The 17,473-nt window shown below is 69.8% G+C and carries 21 protein-coding genes and 1 pseudogene; 15 read left to right on the top strand and 7 right to left on the bottom strand.

Annotated features, from left to right (window positions below):
* Positions 1–127 precede the first annotated feature (127 nt).
* The 12 genes and pseudogenes from Apa02nite_RS42610 (at position 128) to Apa02nite_RS42665 (ending at position 7,220) form a co-directional block, all read left to right on the top strand.
* Positions 128–553, top strand: coding sequence for a YbaB/EbfC family nucleoid-associated protein (locus Apa02nite_RS42610; protein ID WP_203830171.1), 426 nt, complete (start codon positions 128–130; stop codon positions 551–553).
* Positions 550–873 (top strand): WXG100 family type VII secretion target, encoded by a 324-nt coding sequence (locus tag Apa02nite_RS42615; protein WP_203830172.1) that lies wholly within the window; start codon positions 550–552, stop codon positions 871–873. The genes Apa02nite_RS42610 and Apa02nite_RS42615 overlap by 4 nt, the downstream gene beginning before the upstream one ends.
* Before the next feature lie 3 nt (positions 874–876).
* Positions 877–1,371, top strand: coding sequence for a WXG100-like domain-containing protein (locus Apa02nite_RS42620; RefSeq protein WP_203830173.1), 495 nt, complete (start codon positions 877–879; stop codon positions 1,369–1,371).
* Positions 1,364–1,924: an endonuclease gene (locus tag Apa02nite_RS42625; RefSeq protein ID WP_203830174.1), complete on the top strand. Its 561-nt coding sequence runs from the start codon at positions 1,364–1,366 to the stop codon at positions 1,922–1,924. The genes Apa02nite_RS42620 and Apa02nite_RS42625 overlap by 8 nt, the downstream gene beginning before the upstream one ends.
* A complete protein-coding gene (locus Apa02nite_RS42630) occupies positions 1,921–2,454 on the top strand; it encodes a hypothetical protein (protein WP_203830175.1) in 534 nt (177 codons plus the stop codon). The genes Apa02nite_RS42625 and Apa02nite_RS42630 overlap by 4 nt, the downstream gene beginning before the upstream one ends.
* On the top strand, positions 2,451–2,981 hold the full coding sequence (locus Apa02nite_RS42635) for an SUKH-4 family immunity protein (protein ID WP_203830176.1): 531 nt from the start codon (positions 2,451–2,453) through the stop codon (positions 2,979–2,981). The genes Apa02nite_RS42630 and Apa02nite_RS42635 overlap by 4 nt, the downstream gene beginning before the upstream one ends.
* 101 nt (positions 2,982–3,082) lie before the next feature.
* Positions 3,083–3,184 (top strand): annotated as a pseudogene (locus tag Apa02nite_RS42640) (zinc-binding dehydrogenase); the annotation flags it as partial.
* A gap of 93 nt (positions 3,185–3,277) precedes the next feature.
* Entirely contained in the window at positions 3,278–3,673 is a 396-nt protein-coding gene (locus Apa02nite_RS42645) for a hypothetical protein (protein ID WP_203830178.1), read from the top strand.
* A gap of 185 nt (positions 3,674–3,858) precedes the next feature.
* Positions 3,859–5,301, top strand: a complete 1,443-nt coding sequence (locus Apa02nite_RS42650; protein WP_203830179.1) for a GGDEF domain-containing protein — start codon at positions 3,859–3,861, stop codon at positions 5,299–5,301.
* 97 nt (positions 5,302–5,398) lie between these two features.
* Positions 5,399–6,172 carry a hypothetical protein gene (locus tag Apa02nite_RS42655; RefSeq protein ID WP_203830209.1) on the top strand — a complete coding sequence of 258 codons (774 nt, stop codon included), beginning with the start codon at positions 5,399–5,401 and terminating at the stop codon, positions 6,170–6,172.
* 233 nt (positions 6,173–6,405) lie between these two features.
* Positions 6,406–6,702, top strand: coding sequence for a hypothetical protein (locus tag Apa02nite_RS42660; RefSeq protein ID WP_203830180.1), 297 nt, complete (start codon positions 6,406–6,408; stop codon positions 6,700–6,702).
* A complete protein-coding gene (locus Apa02nite_RS42665; protein WP_203830181.1) occupies positions 6,699–7,220 on the top strand; it encodes a GAF domain-containing protein in 522 nt (173 codons plus the stop codon). Before Apa02nite_RS42660 ends, Apa02nite_RS42665 begins: the two co-directional genes overlap by 4 nt.
* Before the next feature lie 37 nt (positions 7,221–7,257).
* Here Apa02nite_RS42665 and Apa02nite_RS42670 read toward each other — a convergent pair whose 3' ends face one another.
* Positions 7,258–8,421, bottom strand: a complete 1,164-nt coding sequence (locus tag Apa02nite_RS42670; RefSeq protein ID WP_203830182.1) for a DUF5005 domain-containing protein — start codon at positions 8,419–8,421, stop codon at positions 7,258–7,260.
* Positions 8,422–8,657: 236 nt separating this feature from the next.
* Here Apa02nite_RS42670 and Apa02nite_RS42675 point away from each other — a divergent pair, with 236 nt between their 5' ends.
* Positions 8,658–10,127 (top strand): RICIN domain-containing protein, encoded by a 1,470-nt coding sequence (locus Apa02nite_RS42675; protein WP_203830183.1) that lies wholly within the window; start codon positions 8,658–8,660, stop codon positions 10,125–10,127.
* A gap of 49 nt (positions 10,128–10,176) precedes the next feature.
* Here the strand turns inward: Apa02nite_RS42675 and Apa02nite_RS42680 are convergent, their stop codons facing one another.
* Together Apa02nite_RS42680 and Apa02nite_RS42685 are read right to left on the bottom strand one after the other, a co-directional pair.
* Entirely contained in the window at positions 10,177–10,725 is a 549-nt protein-coding gene (locus Apa02nite_RS42680) for a YciI family protein (protein WP_203830184.1), read from the bottom strand.
* Positions 10,726–10,999: 274 nt separating this feature from the next.
* A complete protein-coding gene (locus tag Apa02nite_RS42685) occupies positions 11,000–11,710 on the bottom strand; it encodes a hypothetical protein (RefSeq protein WP_203830185.1) in 711 nt (236 codons plus the stop codon).
* Between the two features lie 154 nt (positions 11,711–11,864).
* Here Apa02nite_RS42685 and Apa02nite_RS42690 point away from each other — a divergent pair, with 154 nt between their 5' ends.
* Positions 11,865–12,314 carry a DUF4259 domain-containing protein gene (locus Apa02nite_RS42690; protein WP_203830186.1) on the top strand — a complete coding sequence of 150 codons (450 nt, stop codon included), beginning with the start codon at positions 11,865–11,867 and terminating at the stop codon, positions 12,312–12,314.
* 95 nt (positions 12,315–12,409) lie between these two features.
* Complete coding sequence (locus Apa02nite_RS42695) at positions 12,410–13,261, top strand: HEAT repeat domain-containing protein (RefSeq protein ID WP_203830187.1); 852 nt, start codon at positions 12,410–12,412, stop codon at positions 13,259–13,261.
* A gap of 32 nt (positions 13,262–13,293) precedes the next feature.
* Here Apa02nite_RS42695 and Apa02nite_RS42700 read toward each other — a convergent pair whose 3' ends face one another.
* From Apa02nite_RS42700 to Apa02nite_RS42715, 4 genes are read right to left on the bottom strand one after another with little or no spacing between them, the layout of a single operon-like run.
* Entirely contained in the window at positions 13,294–13,836 is a 543-nt protein-coding gene (locus Apa02nite_RS42700; protein WP_203830188.1) for an SMI1/KNR4 family protein, read from the bottom strand.
* Positions 13,833–16,484: a DUF4132 domain-containing protein gene (locus Apa02nite_RS42705; RefSeq protein WP_239164950.1), complete on the bottom strand. Its 2,652-nt coding sequence runs from the start codon at positions 16,482–16,484 to the stop codon at positions 13,833–13,835. Before Apa02nite_RS42705 ends, Apa02nite_RS42700 begins: the two co-directional genes overlap by 4 nt.
* Entirely contained in the window at positions 16,484–16,792 is a 309-nt protein-coding gene (locus tag Apa02nite_RS42710) for a hypothetical protein (protein WP_203830189.1), read from the bottom strand. Before Apa02nite_RS42710 ends, Apa02nite_RS42705 begins: the two co-directional genes overlap by 1 nt.
* Positions 16,793–16,831: 39 nt before the next feature.
* Entirely contained in the window at positions 16,832–17,440 is a 609-nt protein-coding gene (locus Apa02nite_RS42715) for an STAS domain-containing protein (RefSeq protein WP_203830190.1), read from the bottom strand.
* Positions 17,441–17,473 lie beyond the last annotated feature (33 nt).

A 17,473-nucleotide genomic window follows, 5' to 3' on the forward strand; every position in this document is an offset into this window, starting at 1 on the left:
GCTCCCCCGCGCCGCCCGGCTGCCACTCGGCCGGGCGGCGTTCGGCGTCACTCCACACCGGACACGTCGCTTTGACCCGAGTCCGTATGATCGCGGGGGTTTTGCAGAGCCAGCGGAAGGACGGTCCATGTCGATGCCGGGAGCCGCGCACGGGGATTTCACCCGCATGCTCGATGCCACCGTCGGTGCCCTCCGTGCGGTGAGCCCGCCCCCGGAGGACGAGGAGACCGCCCGCCGGTGGCTGACCGGTGAGGCCGCGGAGGGCCAGGTCCGCGCGGAGTTCGGCGCCGACGGCCGGCTCGCGGCGCTCACCGTGGACCCGCGGATGATGCGCCTGGGCTCTCCCGAGCTGTGCGACCGGATCGTCGAGGCGGTGAACGCGGCGATCGACGCGATGCGCGGCGACACTGCCGTGCCGGCCGCCGCCGACCTCAGCCAGCTCACCGAGCAGCTGCAACAGGTCCGGGACACGGCGGTGCCGCGGATGGGGGCGTTCCTGCAGGCGTTGACCGAGGCGCAGGCCCGGATGGCCGGCGGGAGCACCCACCGGTGAGCGGCTTCGAGACCGAGCCCGCGGCCCTGCGGGCCGGCGGTGAACAGGTGATCGACGTGGCCGAGCGGTTCATCGGGCAGCTGGAGAGCTTCGAGGCGCAGATGGCCGGCTACGGCGAGCCGTGGGGCGGCGACGACATCGGCTCGCTGATCGGCACCGTCTACGTCGGAGTCTCGGCCTGGGTGCTGGACTGCATCGGGGTGGCCGCCGAGGAGATCGGCGCGGCCGGCAGCGACCTGACCCTGATGGCCGACAACTACGAGTCGGTCGAGCAGGAGTCCGCGGACGCGATGCTCGGCATCCACCGGCTGCTGGGCTGACCCATGGGACTCCAGCTGCCTGGTGAACTCGTCACCGCCCTCGGATGGATCGGCCTGTCCTGGCCGGAGGGCGACGAGGAGAAGCTGTTCGAGATGGGTCAGGCCTGGCTCGACTTCGCCGGCACGGTCGCCGGCGCCTCCGGGGAGGCCGGCTCGGCCGCCGCGGCGGTGCTGGCGCAGCACAGCGGCGAGGCCATGCAGGCGTTCGGCCAGTGGTGGGCACAACCGGAGAGCGGGCCGGGCACACTGCCGGACTACGCCCAGGCCGCCACGCTGGTCGGCACCGGGCTGATCATCTGCGCCGGGATCGTGCTCGCCCTGAAGATCCAGATGATCGTGCAACTGGCCATCCTCGCCTTCGAGGTGGCCCAGGCCATCGCGACCGCGGTCGCCACCTTCGGCGCGTCGCTGGCCGAGATCCCGATCTTCCAGACGATCACGCGGGAGGTCGTCAGCATGCTGATCGACCAGGTGATCTCGGAGCTGATGAATGGCTAGGCGGCCGTCGACGGGCACCAAGAGGCGGGGCGGCGTCGCCAAACCGGGTGAGGGCAACCTCGTCAGCGCAGCGGTGAAGAAGGCCTCCGCGCCCCCGGTGAAGCGCAACAACGACCTGCCCGAGGTCACCATCCGGATCGAGCGCAAGAGTTTCCACCACCGCACTGACTTCGACCGCAAAGCGGCCGCCCTGAAACGGCTGAGTGACCAGGGAAAACTCTTCAAACAGGCGAACCCGCTGGCGCGGGACGGCAGCGTCACCGGCGGCTTCAAGGACCGGATCATCAAGAAGCTCTACAACAAGTACGTCAAGAACAACACCGGCAGCACAGAGCAGAAGGCCCTCGACGAGGCAGCGTTCGAGCGGATGCGACAACGAGTGGTCAGCCAGAACCCCGATCACGTCTGGGAGCTGCAACTCGGTGGTCCCGACGAGGTCGGTAACCTCAAACTGATGGACGCCCGCACGAACCGGGACATCGGTACTCAGATCCGGGTGCAGATCATGAATCTGCCGGACGGCACACCGATCCGAATAGAGGTAGTGGATTGAACCCCGATCTGCGGGAGCTCATCGAGGAGCTGCGCGCCGACCTGGTGGCGGACCGGGACAACACGGTCAGCTGGGGAAACCTCAGCCCAGGCGCGTCACCGGGCACGATCCCGCCGACGGTGCCGCAGCCGGTACGCGAGCTGATGGAAGTCACCGAGGGCATCTCGGCGGGCGGCTTCTACTTTCCCCACATCCCCACGTCGACCAAAATGCAGGGCGAACTCGAGGACATGCCGGAGTACACCGGCGTCGCCGCCGAGAGCTCCGAGTGGTTCTACCTCGGGCGTATCAAGGAAGAGCCGCTGTTGCTGCGCCGTGACACCGGCGCGGTCTGGTACTTCCCCGAGGTCAGCACCGACGAGTGGTTCATGCGCGAGGCCTTCCAGCAGATCGCCCCGGACCTGGACTCGTTCCTCGGCTACTACGTGTTCGGCGCCGGCTACGCCGAGATCGGCTTCGACGATGACGACTGGTGGCGCTTCCTCGAGGAGCAGGACCTGACCACCCCCGCCGAGGAGGAAAACGAATGAGCGTCTCACTGGCGGAACTCACCGCACTCTGGGGCCCGGACGGCGTGATCGAGGTACCGGCCGACCTGCTCGGCGACGTGTTCGCACCGGGCGTCCTGCCCGCCGGCGCGGCCCTCCCGGTCGAGGTGCCGATCCTGTTCACCGCGGACGTCACCGTCCCGGGAATGACGCCGTTCGGCAAACTGAAGATCGAGATCGGCGACGAGGGCCCGCGGGTCTACGTCATCCTCGGCAGCTCGCCCGAGGACGCCCAGATGCTCTACTGCCTCGACTCGCAGGACGGCTCGGTCGTCCTGCTCGACCTCGGGACGCCGAACTTCGAGCACGTCAACGCGTCGTTCGCGGCGTTCGTCGAGTTCCTCTACCGGCTCGGGCGGCTCATCGACACCGATCCGGGCGGCCGGGCCCGCGCCGAGCGCGCCGCGGCCATCCGCGCCGAACTGACGCCGGTCGACCCGTCCGCGTTCGGCGACCCGGAGTCGTGGTGGAGCATGGCGTTCCAGCAACTCGAGTCCACCAGCGCCTGAGCTCCCACGGTTGACCTCAACCGCAGTCGAGGTTGCAGGCTGCTGGCATGCGAGTGGTGCAGGTGGTCCGTTTCGGTGGTCCCGAGGTGCTGGTTCCGGGCCGAGTGGTCATCGGGCAGACCTTCCCGCTGGACCGCGCCGCCGACGCGCACGCCGCGATCGAGAACCGCACGGCCGTGGGCAAGACCCTGCTCCTCATGTAGGAACGTGTGACCGCGGTCACCTTTCCCCGATGACCTCGTCCGCCACGCGACGCTCCGCGAACACCTTTCAACCGAACGTGAAAGGTGGAGACGATGCTCCGACGACGCTTACTGACAGTGACCCTTTTCCCGGTCCTCGCGGCCACCGGCGCCACGCTGGTCCCGGCCGCCGCCCAAGCCGCCGATCCGCTGCGGATCAGGGCCCTGCAATGCTTCTCTTTCCAGGCCGGCTCCAACTACGGGAAGATCAACTGCTCGGTCACCTGGGACGGCGGCGAAGACCCGTCAACCGGAGTGTTCCAGGTCGTCGGCGGCAACCTGCGCGACCGCCAGGAGTCCAGCGACTCCGTGGCCCGGCGCGCGACGTACTCCGCCACCTGCTGGACGCCGACCGAGGTCAGCGTCACGGCAACGGTCACCGACGCCCGCGGCACCGCGGTGCCGTCACAGTTCGAGACCAGGTGCAACGCCGGCCGCCCCGGGCAGTAGTCCCTCTCCCCGTCCCGCCACCGCTCGGATCTCCTTGATCGGCACTCCGGCGGCAGCCCCTGAGCGTTTCGGCCTTCGCCGGCCGGACCGGCTGCCACTGATCGGCACCCGAACCCGCACCAGCTCTGCGATCCTTTGGGTGCTGCCATTGCCGACGAGAAGAACGACGGAGGTAGCGGCACCCCATGGCGAGTCAGTTGATGCGTTTCCACATGATGATCGCGGCGCTGGCGGTGTTCGGCTTCCTGGCCGTCCCCGACGGCAGCACCCTCCAGGTGATCTGGCAGGTCGGGTGCGGCTGGTACGCCGCCGCGATCATCATCGCCGGGATCCGGCGCCGCCGACCGGCGATGCCGGTGACCTGGTGGCTGGTCGCGCTCGGGATCGCCGGCAACGCCGGCGGCATCCTGGTCGAGTACGTGCTGGCCCACATCCAGACCGATCCCGGCTTCCCGTCCGTCGCCGACGTCGCGTACCTGTCGCTCTACCCCGCCGTGGCGACCGGGCTGCTGCTGCTCATCCGGCGGCGCACGGCCCGCGACTGGTCGAGCCTGGTCGACGCCACCACACTCACCACCGGCATGAGCCTGCTCGCCTGGGTGTTCATGGTCAAACCCGCTGCCTCCGACCCGTCCATCGGGCTGCTCGGCCACATCGTCAGCGTGGCCTATCCGGTCGGTGACGTCGTGCTGCTGGCGATGACCGTGCGGCTGATGCTCAGCGGCGGTACCCGCAACACCTCGTTCCGGCTGACCTGCGCCGCCCTGGTCTGCTTCCTCACCGGCGACGCCACCTGGGCGGTCATCAACCAGATGGTCTGGGAACCGGGCCCGATGGCCCACAAGATCCTCGCCGACGTCTTCCTCGCCGGCTACCTGGTGTTCGCCGCGGCCGCGGTGCATCCCGACGTACGCTCGCTGGCCCGCACCGTCGCACCCCGTCCGGTCCGGATCAGCCGGGGCCTGCTGGTCGTGCTCACCGTCACCTCACTGATCGGACCGGCGCTGCTGCTCCTGCAGGCGCTGCGGCACCAGGTGACCGACGCGCTGGCCATCGCCATCGGCTGCATCTCGGTCTTCCTGCTGGTCCTGACCCGGATGTCGCAGCTGCTCACCCAACTCGACCTGCAGACCGAGAAGGTACGCGAGCTGGCCGTCACCGACGAGCTGACCGGCCTGCCGAACCGGCGCTCCTGGAACACCGAGCTGCCCCGGACCATGGAGCAGGCCCGCCGCACCGGCAACCCGCTCACCGTGGCCCTCATCGACATCGACCACTTCAAGAACTTCAACGACACGTACGGGCATCCGGCCGGCGACCGGCTGCTGAAGGAGGCGACCGCGGCCTGGCAGCACGAGCTGCGTACGGTCGACCACCTCGCCCGGTTCGGCGGCGAGGAGTTCGTGCTGGCGCTACCGGATGCCACCACCGCGCAGGCACGCGCCATCGTCGACCGGATGCGCCTGGCCACACCGCTGGGACAGACGTTCTCGGCCGGCATCGCCGGTTGGGACCGCGCCGAGACCTCCGACGAACTGACCGCACGCGCCGACACCGCGCTCTACCAGGCCAAGAACGCGGGACGTAACCAGATCGCCGAGGCCGCGCAGGAACCCGTGACCACCTGATCCCCCGGCCTGCCGGCTCCCGGCCGACCTGAAAAAATCAGACTGTTCAAAGAATCACTTGGCGCAGAGTAGTTAACCAGTCACTCTTGGTCACGTGATGCATGAGCAACCACGCCACCCAGCGTCCTGGTGGGCACAGTTTCCCGAACAGTCCGAGCGGTTCGACACCGCCTTCCTGACCGAGGGCCTCGGTGACCTGATCACCGTCCGGATCCCCGCGCCGCTGCTGCGCCGGGAGGCCGAACTCGCGCTGGAGATCATGGTCCGGCACCTGAACAAGCCCGCCAGCGAGGAACTGGCCCATCGCGCCCGCGACGGCGCCGACCGGCTGGCCACCACCGTGGGACGACTGCAGGAGCGCTCCGGTGACGCACTCGCGCTGCCTGAGGCGCACGCGCTGGTCCACCTGCTCAGCGGCCGGTTCGGCGAGGCCGCCGCCGCGGCCGAGAGCTTCACCGCCACACACGGCATCCTGCGGGTGTTCGTCGGAGCCCTGCGGATCGCCTCCTTCGACAACGACCTGGCGGTGAAGATGCTCGCCGCCGGCCAGGAGCCCGCGGCCGCGCTGCGGTCCGGCATGATCCTCGGCAAGTACAGCTGGTGGCCGTCGTGGCTTCTCAAGATTGTCGGCGAGCGGGCGATGGCCGGCATCCTCGACGATGCCACCGTCGCCGCCATGGACACCTGCGCGTACGCGGAACTCAGCCCCGCCCAGGCCCGCATCGCGCGCCGTCTGCTCTCCGGCGAGGAAACGCTGATCGATGCCTCCGCGACCCGGCTGGAGGGCCTCGGTGAGACCGATGCCGCCGAGAAGCTACGCCGCGGTGACCTGACCACCGTCGCCCTCGCGGCTCGCCTGATCCTCGCCTGATCCGGACACAGCCGGCCCCACGGTGATGGCGACACCGTGCTCACCGGTGATCGCACCGGGCGGGTGGCGCTCAGTGATACCACCGGCCAACCGATCGGAATGGTACGGACGGTCGAGCACCGACCGCGACAGAGCCCCGGTCTCGGGCCGGGGCCGGCCGGCGACCTGACGAATCCGGTCAGCGGGCTTCCGCCACTGACCTGCCATCGGCTCCACCTCACACCGGAGATCACGTGACCACACCGGACAGTCCCGACAGGGCCTACGACCTGCTGCCGCCGACCCTGGCCGACGCCCGCGACGCCATTCACCGCGCCCACGGCCACACCGGACGCTCCGCCTGGGCCCAGCTCCTCACCATCGCCGGCCTCACCGGCACCGAAACCGACCGATCAGCCCTGCTCCGGATCCTGGAGGCGATGATCCACCTGGACCCGGTCAGCCAGCTCTGCGCCCAAGCGCTGCACATCCGCCTGACCTCCTACACCCACCTCGCCGCCGCGCACCCCGCGACCAGGAGCACCGCATGAACACCATGACCGACACCGAACTGTTCACCCGGCTCGGCGATCCCGCCCGCATCCACCGCCTCGCCGAGTACGACCTGCACCACCCGGCCCTGCGTACCCACCTCGACGGCATCGCCCGCGACAGCGCCGAACGTCTGCGGGCCCCGGTGTCGCTGGTGTCCGTCCTGCTGGACAGCGCGCAGTTCATCATCGGCCGGCACGGCCTCTCCGGCGCCACCGCCGGCCTCCAGGGTGTGCCGGCGGAATGGGCCTTGTGCACCCAGACCGTCCTCACCAGTGCCCCCTACTGTGTCTCGGACGGCACCACCAACCCGCGTCACAGCGGCAATCCCATGCTCACCCTGACCGGATTGCGCAGCTACGCCGGAGTGCCGTTGATCGACGACAACGGCCAGGTGCTCGGCGCGCACTGTGTGCTCGACACCGTCCCCCGGCACTTCACCGAGCACGACATCGCCTCCCTCACCGAAGGAGCCGCCGAAGCCCTGCGCGTCCTCGGCCGATACCACGACGCCTGACCGGACACCGTCGCGGAAAGCCGCCGTCAGCCGCAGGTCACCACGGCACGGCGACCACCCGCACGTGCTGGTCATCGGGGTGGTGCAGCGAGATGAACAGCGAGCTCGCGGTGCTCAACTCCGGGTGCCCGATGAACGCGTAGCACCAGCTCGTCGTGGTGCTGGCGCATCCCGGCAGCACCGCTTCCGCGCCGGCCGTCCACGGGCCGGTCGGTGCCGTGGCGGTCCAGACCCGGTAGTGGCCGGCGATGGTGGTCTGCTCGATCGCGACGTAGCCGCGCCCCGGGAAGACCCGCACGTCGATCCCGAGCGGGCGCGCGCCCGGCAGCGCCGACGTCGCGGCCGCCGGGTCCGCCGACCACGTGGTCCCGGTCCAGTACCGGTAGCTGCTCCCGGTGGACCAGCCGGTGCTGGACGACCACGGCGTGCGCGCGAGCGCGACGGTCCCGGCACCGCACGCGCCGAACGCCGACGAGGTGCACAACGACGTGTACAGATAGAGGTACCCGTCGGCGGCGAAGGTCGGCGAGCCGAGCCGATACTGCCAGGCCAGCTCACCGGCGGCCGGGCGCGGGAAGACGGTGGCCGGTCCGACCAACTGGTTGGTCACCGGGTCGTAGAAGGTCACCCCGTAACTCTGCGTGGTCCAGGCGTTGTTATAGACACAAACATTTGTGTACGTCAGGAAGAGCAGCCCGGAGCCGCTCCGCCCACTGATCACCCGGTTCGGTCCGCGGGTGAGGCCGGTGATCCACGACGCGGCGTAGGACTGCGTGCCGCTCGCCCCGCACGCCGTGGTGGTACCCGGCAGCACCAGCCCGGACGGCGTGGGCAGGAACGGCGCCGGCCCCCGCGTGCTCGGCACCGCCGGCGCGGCGGGCGGCGTCGGCAGTTCGCTCAGCGTGGTGGGCACCTGGCCGGCCACGTACGACCCGACCGCCGCGGTCGACCCGCCGATGAACCCGATCACGGTGCCGGCCGGGTTGATGACCGCCGTGTCGCAGAACGTCCACAGCGCCTGCCCACTCGCCGACGGCAGGGGCGCGCTGTATCCACAGTCGCGCCCGATACTGTTGCCGCTGGCGGTCTCGTACCGTGACCCCACCTGCGCCGGCGGCGGCACGTCGGCCAGTGCCACGCCGGGCACGGTCAGCGCCGCGCCCACGACGAGTACGCCCAGAAGTGCTCTGCTGATCCGCATGATCCCCCGATCATCCAATCATCATTGTCGATGTCAGGATGGCACGCGCCCGCAGCTCGCGGAACCGCCGGCGCCCGTCGCGTCACCGACCGGAGGAGCGTGGCCCGCCGAACCAGTGACCCAGGTACTCCGAATAGAAGTTTGCTGATTTCTGTTGTCGCCGTGTTCCCCGAGCATCCACTTCCTGCAGAGCCAGGTGCGTCCTCACCTGGCGCGTCCTCAGGAAGGAGATCTCGATGTCCGGGACCTCCCCGCGACACCGACGCCGGTTGCTCGGCCTCGTTGTCGCTTTCGCTCTCCCCGCCGCGGCCGTCGTCGCCGTCGCCCTGCCCTCCGATGCGGCGACGGCACCGGCCCCGAGTGGCGTCTACACCCTGGCCTCAGGTTCCAGCGGCAAGTGTGTCGACGTGACCGGCGCGTCCACCGCCAGCAGCGCCCTGCTCATCCAGCTCGCCTGCACCACCACCGCCAAGAACCAGCAGTGGACCGCGAAGCAGCAGAACACCGGCCAGTTCCAGCTGGTCAACGGCAACAGCGGCAAATGCATCGACGTACCCAGCTCCTCCAGCAATTCCGGCACCCAGCTGCAGCAGTACAGCTGCGGCGACAACACCAAGAACAATCAACTCTGGACGTTCACCGCCTCCACCGCGGTGACCGGAAAGTACCTGGTCAAGAGCGTCGCCACCGGCCTCTGCCTCAGCAACAAGGACGGCTCCACCGCTGGCAACAACCCGATCGTCGAAGAGACCTGCTCCGACATCGCCCGCATGCAGTGGATGTTCACGCAGGTCGGCGGCGGGTCGCGGTGGTCGAATGCGGCTGACGGGTTCGCGTCCACCGACGGCGGGACCACCGGTGGCGCGGCCGGCGCGTCGGTCACGGTCACGACGTACGCGGATCTCTTGAAATATGCGACAGCGGTCGAGCCGTTTGTGATCAGGGTGAGCGGCACGGTCACCTACCCCACCTACGGCTACGAGCTGCGGGTGACGTCGAACAAGACGATCGTCGGGGTCGGTACCACCGGCCGGATCAAGGCGGGCGGGTTCTTCCTGGCCGCGGGCGTGCACAACGTGATCATCCGGAACCTCACCATCGGGGACACCGCGATGACCGACGACGACCCGGACGACAAGACGTATGACTACGACGGCATTCAGATGGACACCGCCGACCACGTCTGGATCGACCACAACACGTTCCAGAACATCAACGACGGCTACATCGACTCGCGCAAGGACACGTCCTATGTCACCGTCTCGTGGAATCGGCTCGGTAACCACAACAAGACGTTCGGCATCGGCTGGACCGACAACGTGACGGCCCGCGAGACCATCCACCACAACTGGTTCTTCAACACCAACCAGCGCAACCCGAGCGCCGACAACCTGCAGTACGCGCACCTCTACAACAATTACCTGCAGAACATTTCATCGTACGGAAATCTGTCGCGCGGCAGCACCAAAATGGTGCTGGAGAACAGTTACTTCGACGGCGTCGCCAACCCGTACAACATCGACGACACCTCGAAGGGACAGCTCAAGCAGAGCGGCAGCATCGTGGTCAACTCCACCGGCAAGCAGGTGACCGGCGGTTCCGCGTTCACCCCGAGCGCGTTCTACGCCTACGTGCTGGACGCGGCCGCGGACGTGCCCGCACTGGTCAAGACCTACTCAGGCCCCCAGGCCGACATCACCATGTGACAAACGCCGGGCACGGCGCTCCCCCGGAACGCCGTGCCCGCCGATCGCACTACCGTCGCCCACCGAAAGTCCAGCGGTGCACCTCGATGGAGTCGTATCGCTCCCGGGTCAGCACCGCGCACGCCTCATCCGGACCCGGCGCGACGATCAGCAATGCCGTGCCCAACCAGGTCACCCCGTCGTCGGCCAGCAGCGGCCCGTAAGCGATCAGATCATCCCGGCCCGCCGGCACCTCGAGGTCGGCCGCCGCCCCCGCGCCGAACCCGAGCACCAGGTACCCGTCGCCCTCGGCCGCACCACCGGGGAAGTCCCACATGGTGCGTCCGAGCGCGTTGCGCCACCGCCGCAGCAGCACGTCCCGATACACACCGGCCTGATAGGTGGGTTCGTCAAAGGCAAACGCCCGAGCCGCGGCAGGATCGGGAAGATCGACGATGTGCAGGCTGCCGGTCGGGGTTTCCCCGTCAGCGGCCAGGGTCGGACCCCGGGCAATCAGCTCCGCCTCGAACCCGTCCATGTACGCCCAATGGGCCTCCCCCAGCTCGTACCGCAGCGCCAGCGAACCGGGCCGGTCGCGGTGATAACACAGGAACTCCATACCCACAGCCTTCCAGCCGGACCGTCAGGTCAGCCGGCCGAGGAGCCCCGGGCGGGGGCTCGATGCGATCACGCTGAGGGGATTCGGATCGACGCTCCAGGCCGCGGCGACCCGCATGACGTCGTCCCAGCCGGTCTCCGTGCCGTTATGGAGGCCGATCGCCGCGGCGATCTGCTCGACCGTGCCGCCAGCACCGCCAGCCAGGTCCGTTTGACGCCGAAGCTCACCACGGCGGGAGTACCGGGCGGCAGGTGCTCCACCGGAAGATCCGCGATCATCCGCACCGCTGCGGCGCACACCGTGGCCAGGTCGTCGGCGCGGCCCAGCCAGGTCTGCCCGGCGACCGGCCGGTTGCCGGCACTGCCCGCGCCGGTGAGCCGGACGTCGCCGGTCGACAGCTTTCGAGGTGCACGGTCGCGCCGCCGTCGAGCAGACGCCAGTCGACACCCGCGGCCGCGAGCGCCTCCGCGTACCCCGGATTTTCTCCTCGCTCCGATGCGGGAAGCGCGGCACGGACCGCCGCGAGCAGCGATCCGGCGTCCGGATCTGCGGTGTACGCCGGGCCGACGGAAAAGCCCCTGACGACCGGCATCACGATCAGTCGGCCGACGGCGGAGGTGACGATCGCTGCTTGATGGATCGTCGGCCACCGGGGCGGGACCGCGTCGAGCACGCGACGGACCATCGCGCCGAGTTCGTGCGCGATGTCGGCGGCCGACGGCATCTCCGCCTCTGGACCGAACGGGTCGACGGCGGCGTGCCAGGTGCCGTCGCTGAGGAAGACCCGCGCGGATTTCTCGGGCCGGTATCGCTGAACCGGGACACCGGCGACGTCCTCACAGAACGACCGCCACGAGACCCCCTCGTCCCGGTAGGCCTCGGAAGCCAATGAGTAGAGCTGCAGAATCGCGTCACCCAGCTGCGCGCAGGAGGCATCATCGGCGACGGCCACACCAGTGGTGAACCGGCCGCGCGTGACGAACACGCGCCCCTCGAAGACATGAACCTCGCCCCACAACACGCCCGAGACCCTGTCCCCGCCCTACGACAAGAACCCCGCGTCCCCCACCGAAGCCAGCCAGCCGGCCCGCAAATCTTGTAACTTCAGGCCGAAGACCAGCGCGAGGAGGCAAGACAGCATGGGTACGTTCGGGACCGGCCCGTTCTCCAGCGACGGGGCCATGGACTTCCTGGAGGAGCTCGCCGAGCGCCCTCCCGAGGGCCGGGTGCCCGCTCTGACCCGCATGTTCCTCTTCGTGAGGGACAAGCCGGAACTGCTCGGACGTGAGTACTTCCCCGACGAGGTCGTGGCCGCTGCGGCAATCGTCGCGGCGACTCTGCCCGGCGGAGAACAGTTCGACGAGCGACTCGCCACGCTCGCCGACCAGGAGCTCGCCCCGGAGGTCCGGCTCGCCGCACCCGCGCCCGACCTGGCACCCCTCGCGCTGGCAGCCCTGAAGGTCGTAGCCGGCCCGTGGCATCAGGGCTGGACAAACCCCACGGACGCCACAGAAGCCCGCGCCACGATCGCCACACTTTCGCAAGTGCTCACCTCGGGCAGCGTCGACCCGGAAGGATCTCCGCGCTGATGGGTTCAGGGGTGCCAAAGGTGGCGGCGCTCCCGGCATGACGTCGGCGCGCCGCTGCGCGCGAGCGCTGCGGCGGTCCGCTACGGTCGATTCACATGAGCTGGACTGACGCGACCGTTTCTACCGAGGACGGCGAGGTTCCGCTTCGCACCTTGCCGGTCGCCGAGCTCGTGTCCGCCGCTCTCGCCGTTGACGAGGACACCCGGACGGAATACACCGGGTTCCTGCACCTACGCGGCGACCAGGAGACCTTCGAGGCAGCTCGGTCGCTGTGCGGCTCCGCCGAGCCGGTCCGGCGGGAGTTGGGCGCCTACGTCCTCGGCCAGCTGGGCGCGGTCGCGCTCTCGGCCGAAGGCACTATCGTGGCCGTGCCCCGCGATCAGCGCCCTTTCCGCGCCCCGGCCGTGACGCTGCTGCTCGACCTCGCCGCCACCGAGACCGTCGACCAGGTACAGCAGGCGATCGCGACCGCGCTCGGGCATCTCGCCGATCCACGGGCGGTCGAATCCCTCGGCAGGTGGCACACGCATCCCGAAGTCATGGTCCGCTGGGCGGTCTCCCTCGCGTTGACCCGCCTCGCCGCCACCGACGACGACGCGGTGCGCTACCTGGTCGAGTTGACCACCGACCCCGACCCTCTGGTCCGCGACTGGTCCTGTTGCGGGCTGCACCAAGCCGGCCGTGACACTCCGGAGGTCCGCCGCGCCCTCCTCGCCCGGATCGATGACGAGGACGCCGTCACGCGGGCGGAGGCCATGCGAGCGCTGGCCTACTTCGGCGAGCCCCGAGCGGTCCAGCCACTTCTGGACGCTCTGGACAACGCCACGAATGCCACCGATGACAAAACACACGAGGTGGCCGGCCTCCTCGAAGAGGCCCTCTCCCTGCTCGCCGACCACACCGGAGATCCCCGTCTGATCGCGCGCACCACCTCGCCAGACGACTGAGCCCGCGCAGCACTACGACCGGCTCGCCGCGGTCACGTCGATGGGCGGCCGGTGATCGCCTCGTAGATGGTGTCGTAGCCGGGGGCGTCGACCAGGTCGAGCAGGCCGTCCTCGGCCATGGCGTAGACGCCCTGGGTGAAGCAAGCGTTGGTGACGGTGGCCAGCTCGGCGATGGAGGTGTACTCGACTACCGGTTCTCCCGGATCCAGCAGGGACACCACCACCGGCTCATCGCCCGGCTCGGACCAGGCGGCCACATACAAATCGGTGCCGCCGTCACGCAGCAGCGGGACCCAATGTCGGTAGGGTAGCTCGACCGACCAGTCGTCGTGGACCTCGGCGAGCGCGACCGGCCAGTAGCCCGGGATCACCCAGCAGTCGCCGATGACCTGGCCGGGTGCGTCGTCGACGCCGTCGCACCAGGAGAACCAGGCGAGCACGGCCGCCGGCAGATCCGCGCCGAGCGCGGCGGTGATCTCTTCGGGCGGCCGCCCCGGACGCAGGTGTGCCGCGACCGGGGCGCCGACGCGGCTCAGCCATCCGCTCCACTCGCGGAGAGCGTCGGCCGTGTTCACAGCTGCCGGAGGATGATCGGGTCTTTGATCTTCTGGTCGGCGGCCAGGAGCAGCGCCTTGCTGATGATCTCGGAGAGCCGGCTGTCGCCCTCGAACGGGAGGAACAGGTCGGGTTCGGCGGCTCGCTTCGCCGACGCCGGGATGATGCACAGGTAGCGGTCCTGCGGCGCGATCAGGATGTTGCCCGATCCGTAGTGGATCCGGTACGTGTGCAGGTCGCCGCGCACCTCGAGGAACTTGTCGGTCAGCGTGCACCGGCCGGCGATCGCCAGTCGCGGGATCAGCGCGGCCAGCACCTCGCGGCGGGTCTGGCCGGGCGGGGTGAGCTCGCCGAAACTGGTCCTGGCCCAGTAGTCGCGGTACCGGCCTTGCGGTCCGCCGTCGAACCAGTTCGGGTCGCTGCCGACCCCGGCGACCGCGACGAACAGGTCGACGTCGCGCATCACCTCACTCAGCACGACTGCCGGGACCTGCTCCAGCGCGACGGAGGTGCCGTCCTCGCCGAGGAACCGCAGCTGGTCGGTGGCCATCGTGTCGAACACCCCGTCGTCGCGGGGGTCGATCCCGGCGATGCTCAGCTCGGCGCGCAGGCCCCGATCCGGCAGGGCCAGGCGCGGTGACTCCCGGGAGTACGCGTCGTCGCGCCACTGCTGGTACGACCAGCCGCGCCGCGCGAGCAGCGCGTTGAGCCGGTGCTGCAGGACGACGTGTGCGGCGAACCGGTTCGAGTACGTGCCGGTGGCCCGTTCCGCGTCGGTGAGCAGGTACTGCTCGCGGTGGGCCTGCTTGAACGGCTGGGTGATCTCGTGACGGGCCAGGAAGTCACGCCACGCGCCGATCGCGTCAGGGTGCTCGCCGGCCGGGTGCCACAGTCGTACGATCGCATCGTCCTTGACGGGGAAAACCGCGTCGTCGACGGTGCGCACGGCGTCGGCGGCCCAGGCGCAGGTGACGCCGTCGACCGTCCAGATCAGGCGGCGGGCCAGGGTCCGGGCCAGTGGGTGGTCGAGGAACCGGTCCCGCCACTGCTCGCCGGTCCACTGCCGGTCACGGCGCAGCAGCCCGTCGAGGCGGTCGCGGGTGGCGATCAGCGTGGCGCCGATGTCCTTGACCGTCGCGGTGAGCTCCTTCAGCTCCTCGCGATGGTCGGCGCGCACCTGAGCCGGGACGGCCCTGACCACCTTGCCGCCCGCGTTACGCCAGGTCACGACCGCGTCCGTGCCGTGGATCTCGACCTCGTAGGTGCCGTCGCCGAGCTTGTCGGCCAGCGGCAGCCCGTAGCCGGGCAGGGCCATCTCCTCGACGTCCTCACGCGCGATGCCGAGCGCGGTCGCACACGCGTCCAGGCCCTTCTCGACCAGCCGCAGCGTGCTCTTGTACGTCAGCCGCGAGGCCAGCCGGGCCAGCTGCGCGACAGCCGCGGGATGATCGGTGTCGATCAGTGCGGCAACTGCCGCGTTCGCCAGTTTCGGGCTGGCCGGGCCGTGGCCGGAGATCTTGCGGGTGGCCCGCTCGGCGATCTGGCCGAGGTGCCGCACGGCGTCCGGCGTCGGCGGGCACAACGCGCGGGCCCAGAGCAGCCCGGAGAGCAGCCGGACGTTGTACCGGTCGGGCATCCGCGGCGAGCCCGGGGCGTGCCGGAACCCGGAGTAGCTGACGACGACGTGCGCAGGCCGGCTGCGGGGCGCGCCGACCAGCGCGAGCCAGCCGTCGACGTGGTCGGCGAACTCGGCGGCGCCGACCGCGGCGAGCAGCGGCCCGGCCTGCTTGCGCCAGGCCGCCGAGGGCCGCGCCTGATCCTTGTCGGGCACGCAGTGAGCGAGCAGCGCGTGCCAGGCGGCCCGGCGTTCCCCGGGCATCGCCTCGACCTCGGTGATGGCGCGGTCGGCCCAGGGCTCGCCCGGGCTCGGCACCGGCCACAGGGTGGCGGCGGTGCCGGTCTGCCAGTGCTCGATCTGCATCCGGCGCCAGGTGGCCAGCGCCCACGGGTGCGGACGGCCGGCGGCGTGCTCCGCCTTGACGAGGTCACCGGTCCAGTCACCGCAGGACAGGTGGTAGAAGAGGCCGAACCGGTCCAGCCCGGCCGTGCCGTCCACGCCGCCGGCCGCCAGCAGGCTGCCGATCAGCTGGCCCAGCGAGCCGCGGCCGGGATGGTGCGGGCCGTCGGTGGCCGTCCACGCGTCGAACAGCGTCTGCCGCACCGGCGCCGGCTGCACACGCAGCAGCTGCCGGGCACGGTCGTGCATCGCCGCCGCGGCGGCGAACCACTGATCGCCGTGCGGGTAATAGGCGCTGCCGACGATGCCGGTGCTCAGCTGCCCGACCGCCGTCTGCGCCGCGGCCACCCGCTGGTCGTGACTCGCGTGGTCGCTCTCCAGCACCGCCACCGCGTCGAGCAGCTGGCGCGCGAGCCGTTGCAGCTCCGGGAGCACCGCGCGCTGCCCGGGCAGAAGCGGGTACGCCCCGTCCAGCTCGGCGAGCAGCCGCTCCCCCACGCCGGCCGGCGCCCAGCCGCACACCATGGCCGCGTGCTGGGCGAACTGGCGCAACTCGTTGTCGGAGGCGCCGGACCGCCGGTGGTGCTGCTCCAGGACCGCGATGCTGCCGGCGACCAGGCGCATGGTCACTGGCGGATCGAAGGTGGTCATCAGCCACCCACCAACGGTACGAGCTTGAGGAAGGTGACCCGTGACCCCGCGTGCAGGTGCACCTCGTCGTCCAGCTCGGTCACCTGCCGGTCGTCGACGAGCACCACGAACGCGTTGCGAGTGAACGCGGCGAGCGCCGTGCTGGTCTTCTCCTGCGGGTCGGCCGCCGTGCCGGACTCGGCGACCTCCTGGAAGATCCGGCGGCGGATGAGCTCATCCAGCCGCACCGTCTCCTCGAAGATCTCCATGGCCCAGGCGGGCGTCTTCGGACCCGTCGTCGTCTCGTCCGAGATCGAAATGATCGGCATCGACGGAAGGTAACAGGGGCGTACGACACATTGCCGCGCTCAGCAGTCGCGCTCTCGTTGTTCGAGCTTCGACTCCCGTTCGTTGGCGATGTCCTCCCGGATGTCTTCCCACTGCTCGTGGTGCCGGACACTGCGCTGTCGCTCGTCCAGGAGCCGGCCGCGTTCCTCGTTGAGGAGTTGCAGGTCCCTGGCGTGTTCTTCGCGTTCGCCGATTTGTCGCTCGCGCTCGTCGGCTCGCCGGTCCCGTTCGTCGGCCCGCCGGCCCCGGGCCTCGGGGGTGTCGCTCAGCGTCGCCTGCGACGGTACGGCCGGGGTGTGACCACCGAGCAGCGGCGTCGTCGAGTCGAGGCGCCGCAACAGTGAGACCAGATAGGGCGATGGCCGGCGTACGGTCAGCGTGACGCCCCGCTCGGCGCCCCGGCGACAGGCCTGCGACAACACGCGCAGGCTCGTCGCGTTGATGAAGCTGACCTCCGCCAGGTCCACATCGACGTACGGGTGGGTGCCGTCCACGGCGCCGTCGAGCAGCTCGGCCAGTGAGGGTCTGCTCAACAGGTCGATCTCACCGTTGAGTGCCAGGATCAGGTGATTGCCGTCGATCTCCACGGTGAAATGCAGCGGAACGGCATCTCCGGTGGCATCGGTCATGGCTATGGTCGCCCCCCATCGCCCTCGTGGCGG

Source organism: Actinoplanes palleronii (genome assembly GCF_016862315.1).
GTDB classification, from domain to species: domain Bacteria; phylum Actinomycetota; class Actinomycetes; order Mycobacteriales; family Micromonosporaceae; genus Actinoplanes; species Actinoplanes palleronii.

Coding starts and splice junctions, on each gene's coding strand:
- Apa02nite_RS42610 (WP_203830171.1), top strand. CDS start 128: ATGTCGATGCCGGGAGCCGCGCACGGGGATTTCACCCGCATGCTCGAT.
- Apa02nite_RS42620 (WP_203830173.1), top strand. CDS start 877: ATGGGACTCCAGCTGCCTGGTGAACTCGTCACCGCCCTCGGATGGATC.
- Apa02nite_RS42625 (WP_203830174.1), top strand. CDS start 1,364: ATGGCTAGGCGGCCGTCGACGGGCACCAAGAGGCGGGGCGGCGTCGCC.
- Apa02nite_RS42635 (WP_203830176.1), top strand. CDS start 2,451: ATGAGCGTCTCACTGGCGGAACTCACCGCACTCTGGGGCCCGGACGGC.
- Apa02nite_RS42645 (WP_203830178.1), top strand. CDS start 3,278: ATGCTCCGACGACGCTTACTGACAGTGACCCTTTTCCCGGTCCTCGCG.
- Apa02nite_RS42650 (WP_203830179.1), top strand. CDS start 3,859: ATGGCGAGTCAGTTGATGCGTTTCCACATGATGATCGCGGCGCTGGCG.
- Apa02nite_RS42655 (WP_203830209.1), top strand. CDS start 5,399: ATGCATGAGCAACCACGCCACCCAGCGTCCTGGTGGGCACAGTTTCCC.
- Apa02nite_RS42665 (WP_203830181.1), top strand. CDS start 6,699: ATGAACACCATGACCGACACCGAACTGTTCACCCGGCTCGGCGATCCC.
- Apa02nite_RS42670 (WP_203830182.1), bottom strand. CDS start 8,421: ATGCGGATCAGCAGAGCACTTCTGGGCGTACTCGTCGTGGGCGCGGCG.
- Apa02nite_RS42675 (WP_203830183.1), top strand. CDS start 8,658: ATGTCCGGGACCTCCCCGCGACACCGACGCCGGTTGCTCGGCCTCGTT.
- Apa02nite_RS42680 (WP_203830184.1), bottom strand. CDS start 10,725: ATGGAGTTCCTGTGTTATCACCGCGACCGGCCCGGTTCGCTGGCGCTG.
- Apa02nite_RS42690 (WP_203830186.1), top strand. CDS start 11,865: ATGGGTACGTTCGGGACCGGCCCGTTCTCCAGCGACGGGGCCATGGAC.
- Apa02nite_RS42695 (WP_203830187.1), top strand. CDS start 12,410: ATGAGCTGGACTGACGCGACCGTTTCTACCGAGGACGGCGAGGTTCCG.
- Apa02nite_RS42705 (WP_239164950.1), bottom strand. CDS start 16,484: ATGACCACCTTCGATCCGCCAGTGACCATGCGCCTGGTCGCCGGCAGC.
- Apa02nite_RS42710 (WP_203830189.1), bottom strand. CDS start 16,792: ATGCCGATCATTTCGATCTCGGACGAGACGACGACGGGTCCGAAGACG.
- Apa02nite_RS42715 (WP_203830190.1), bottom strand. CDS start 17,440: ATGACCGATGCCACCGGAGATGCCGTTCCGCTGCATTTCACCGTGGAG.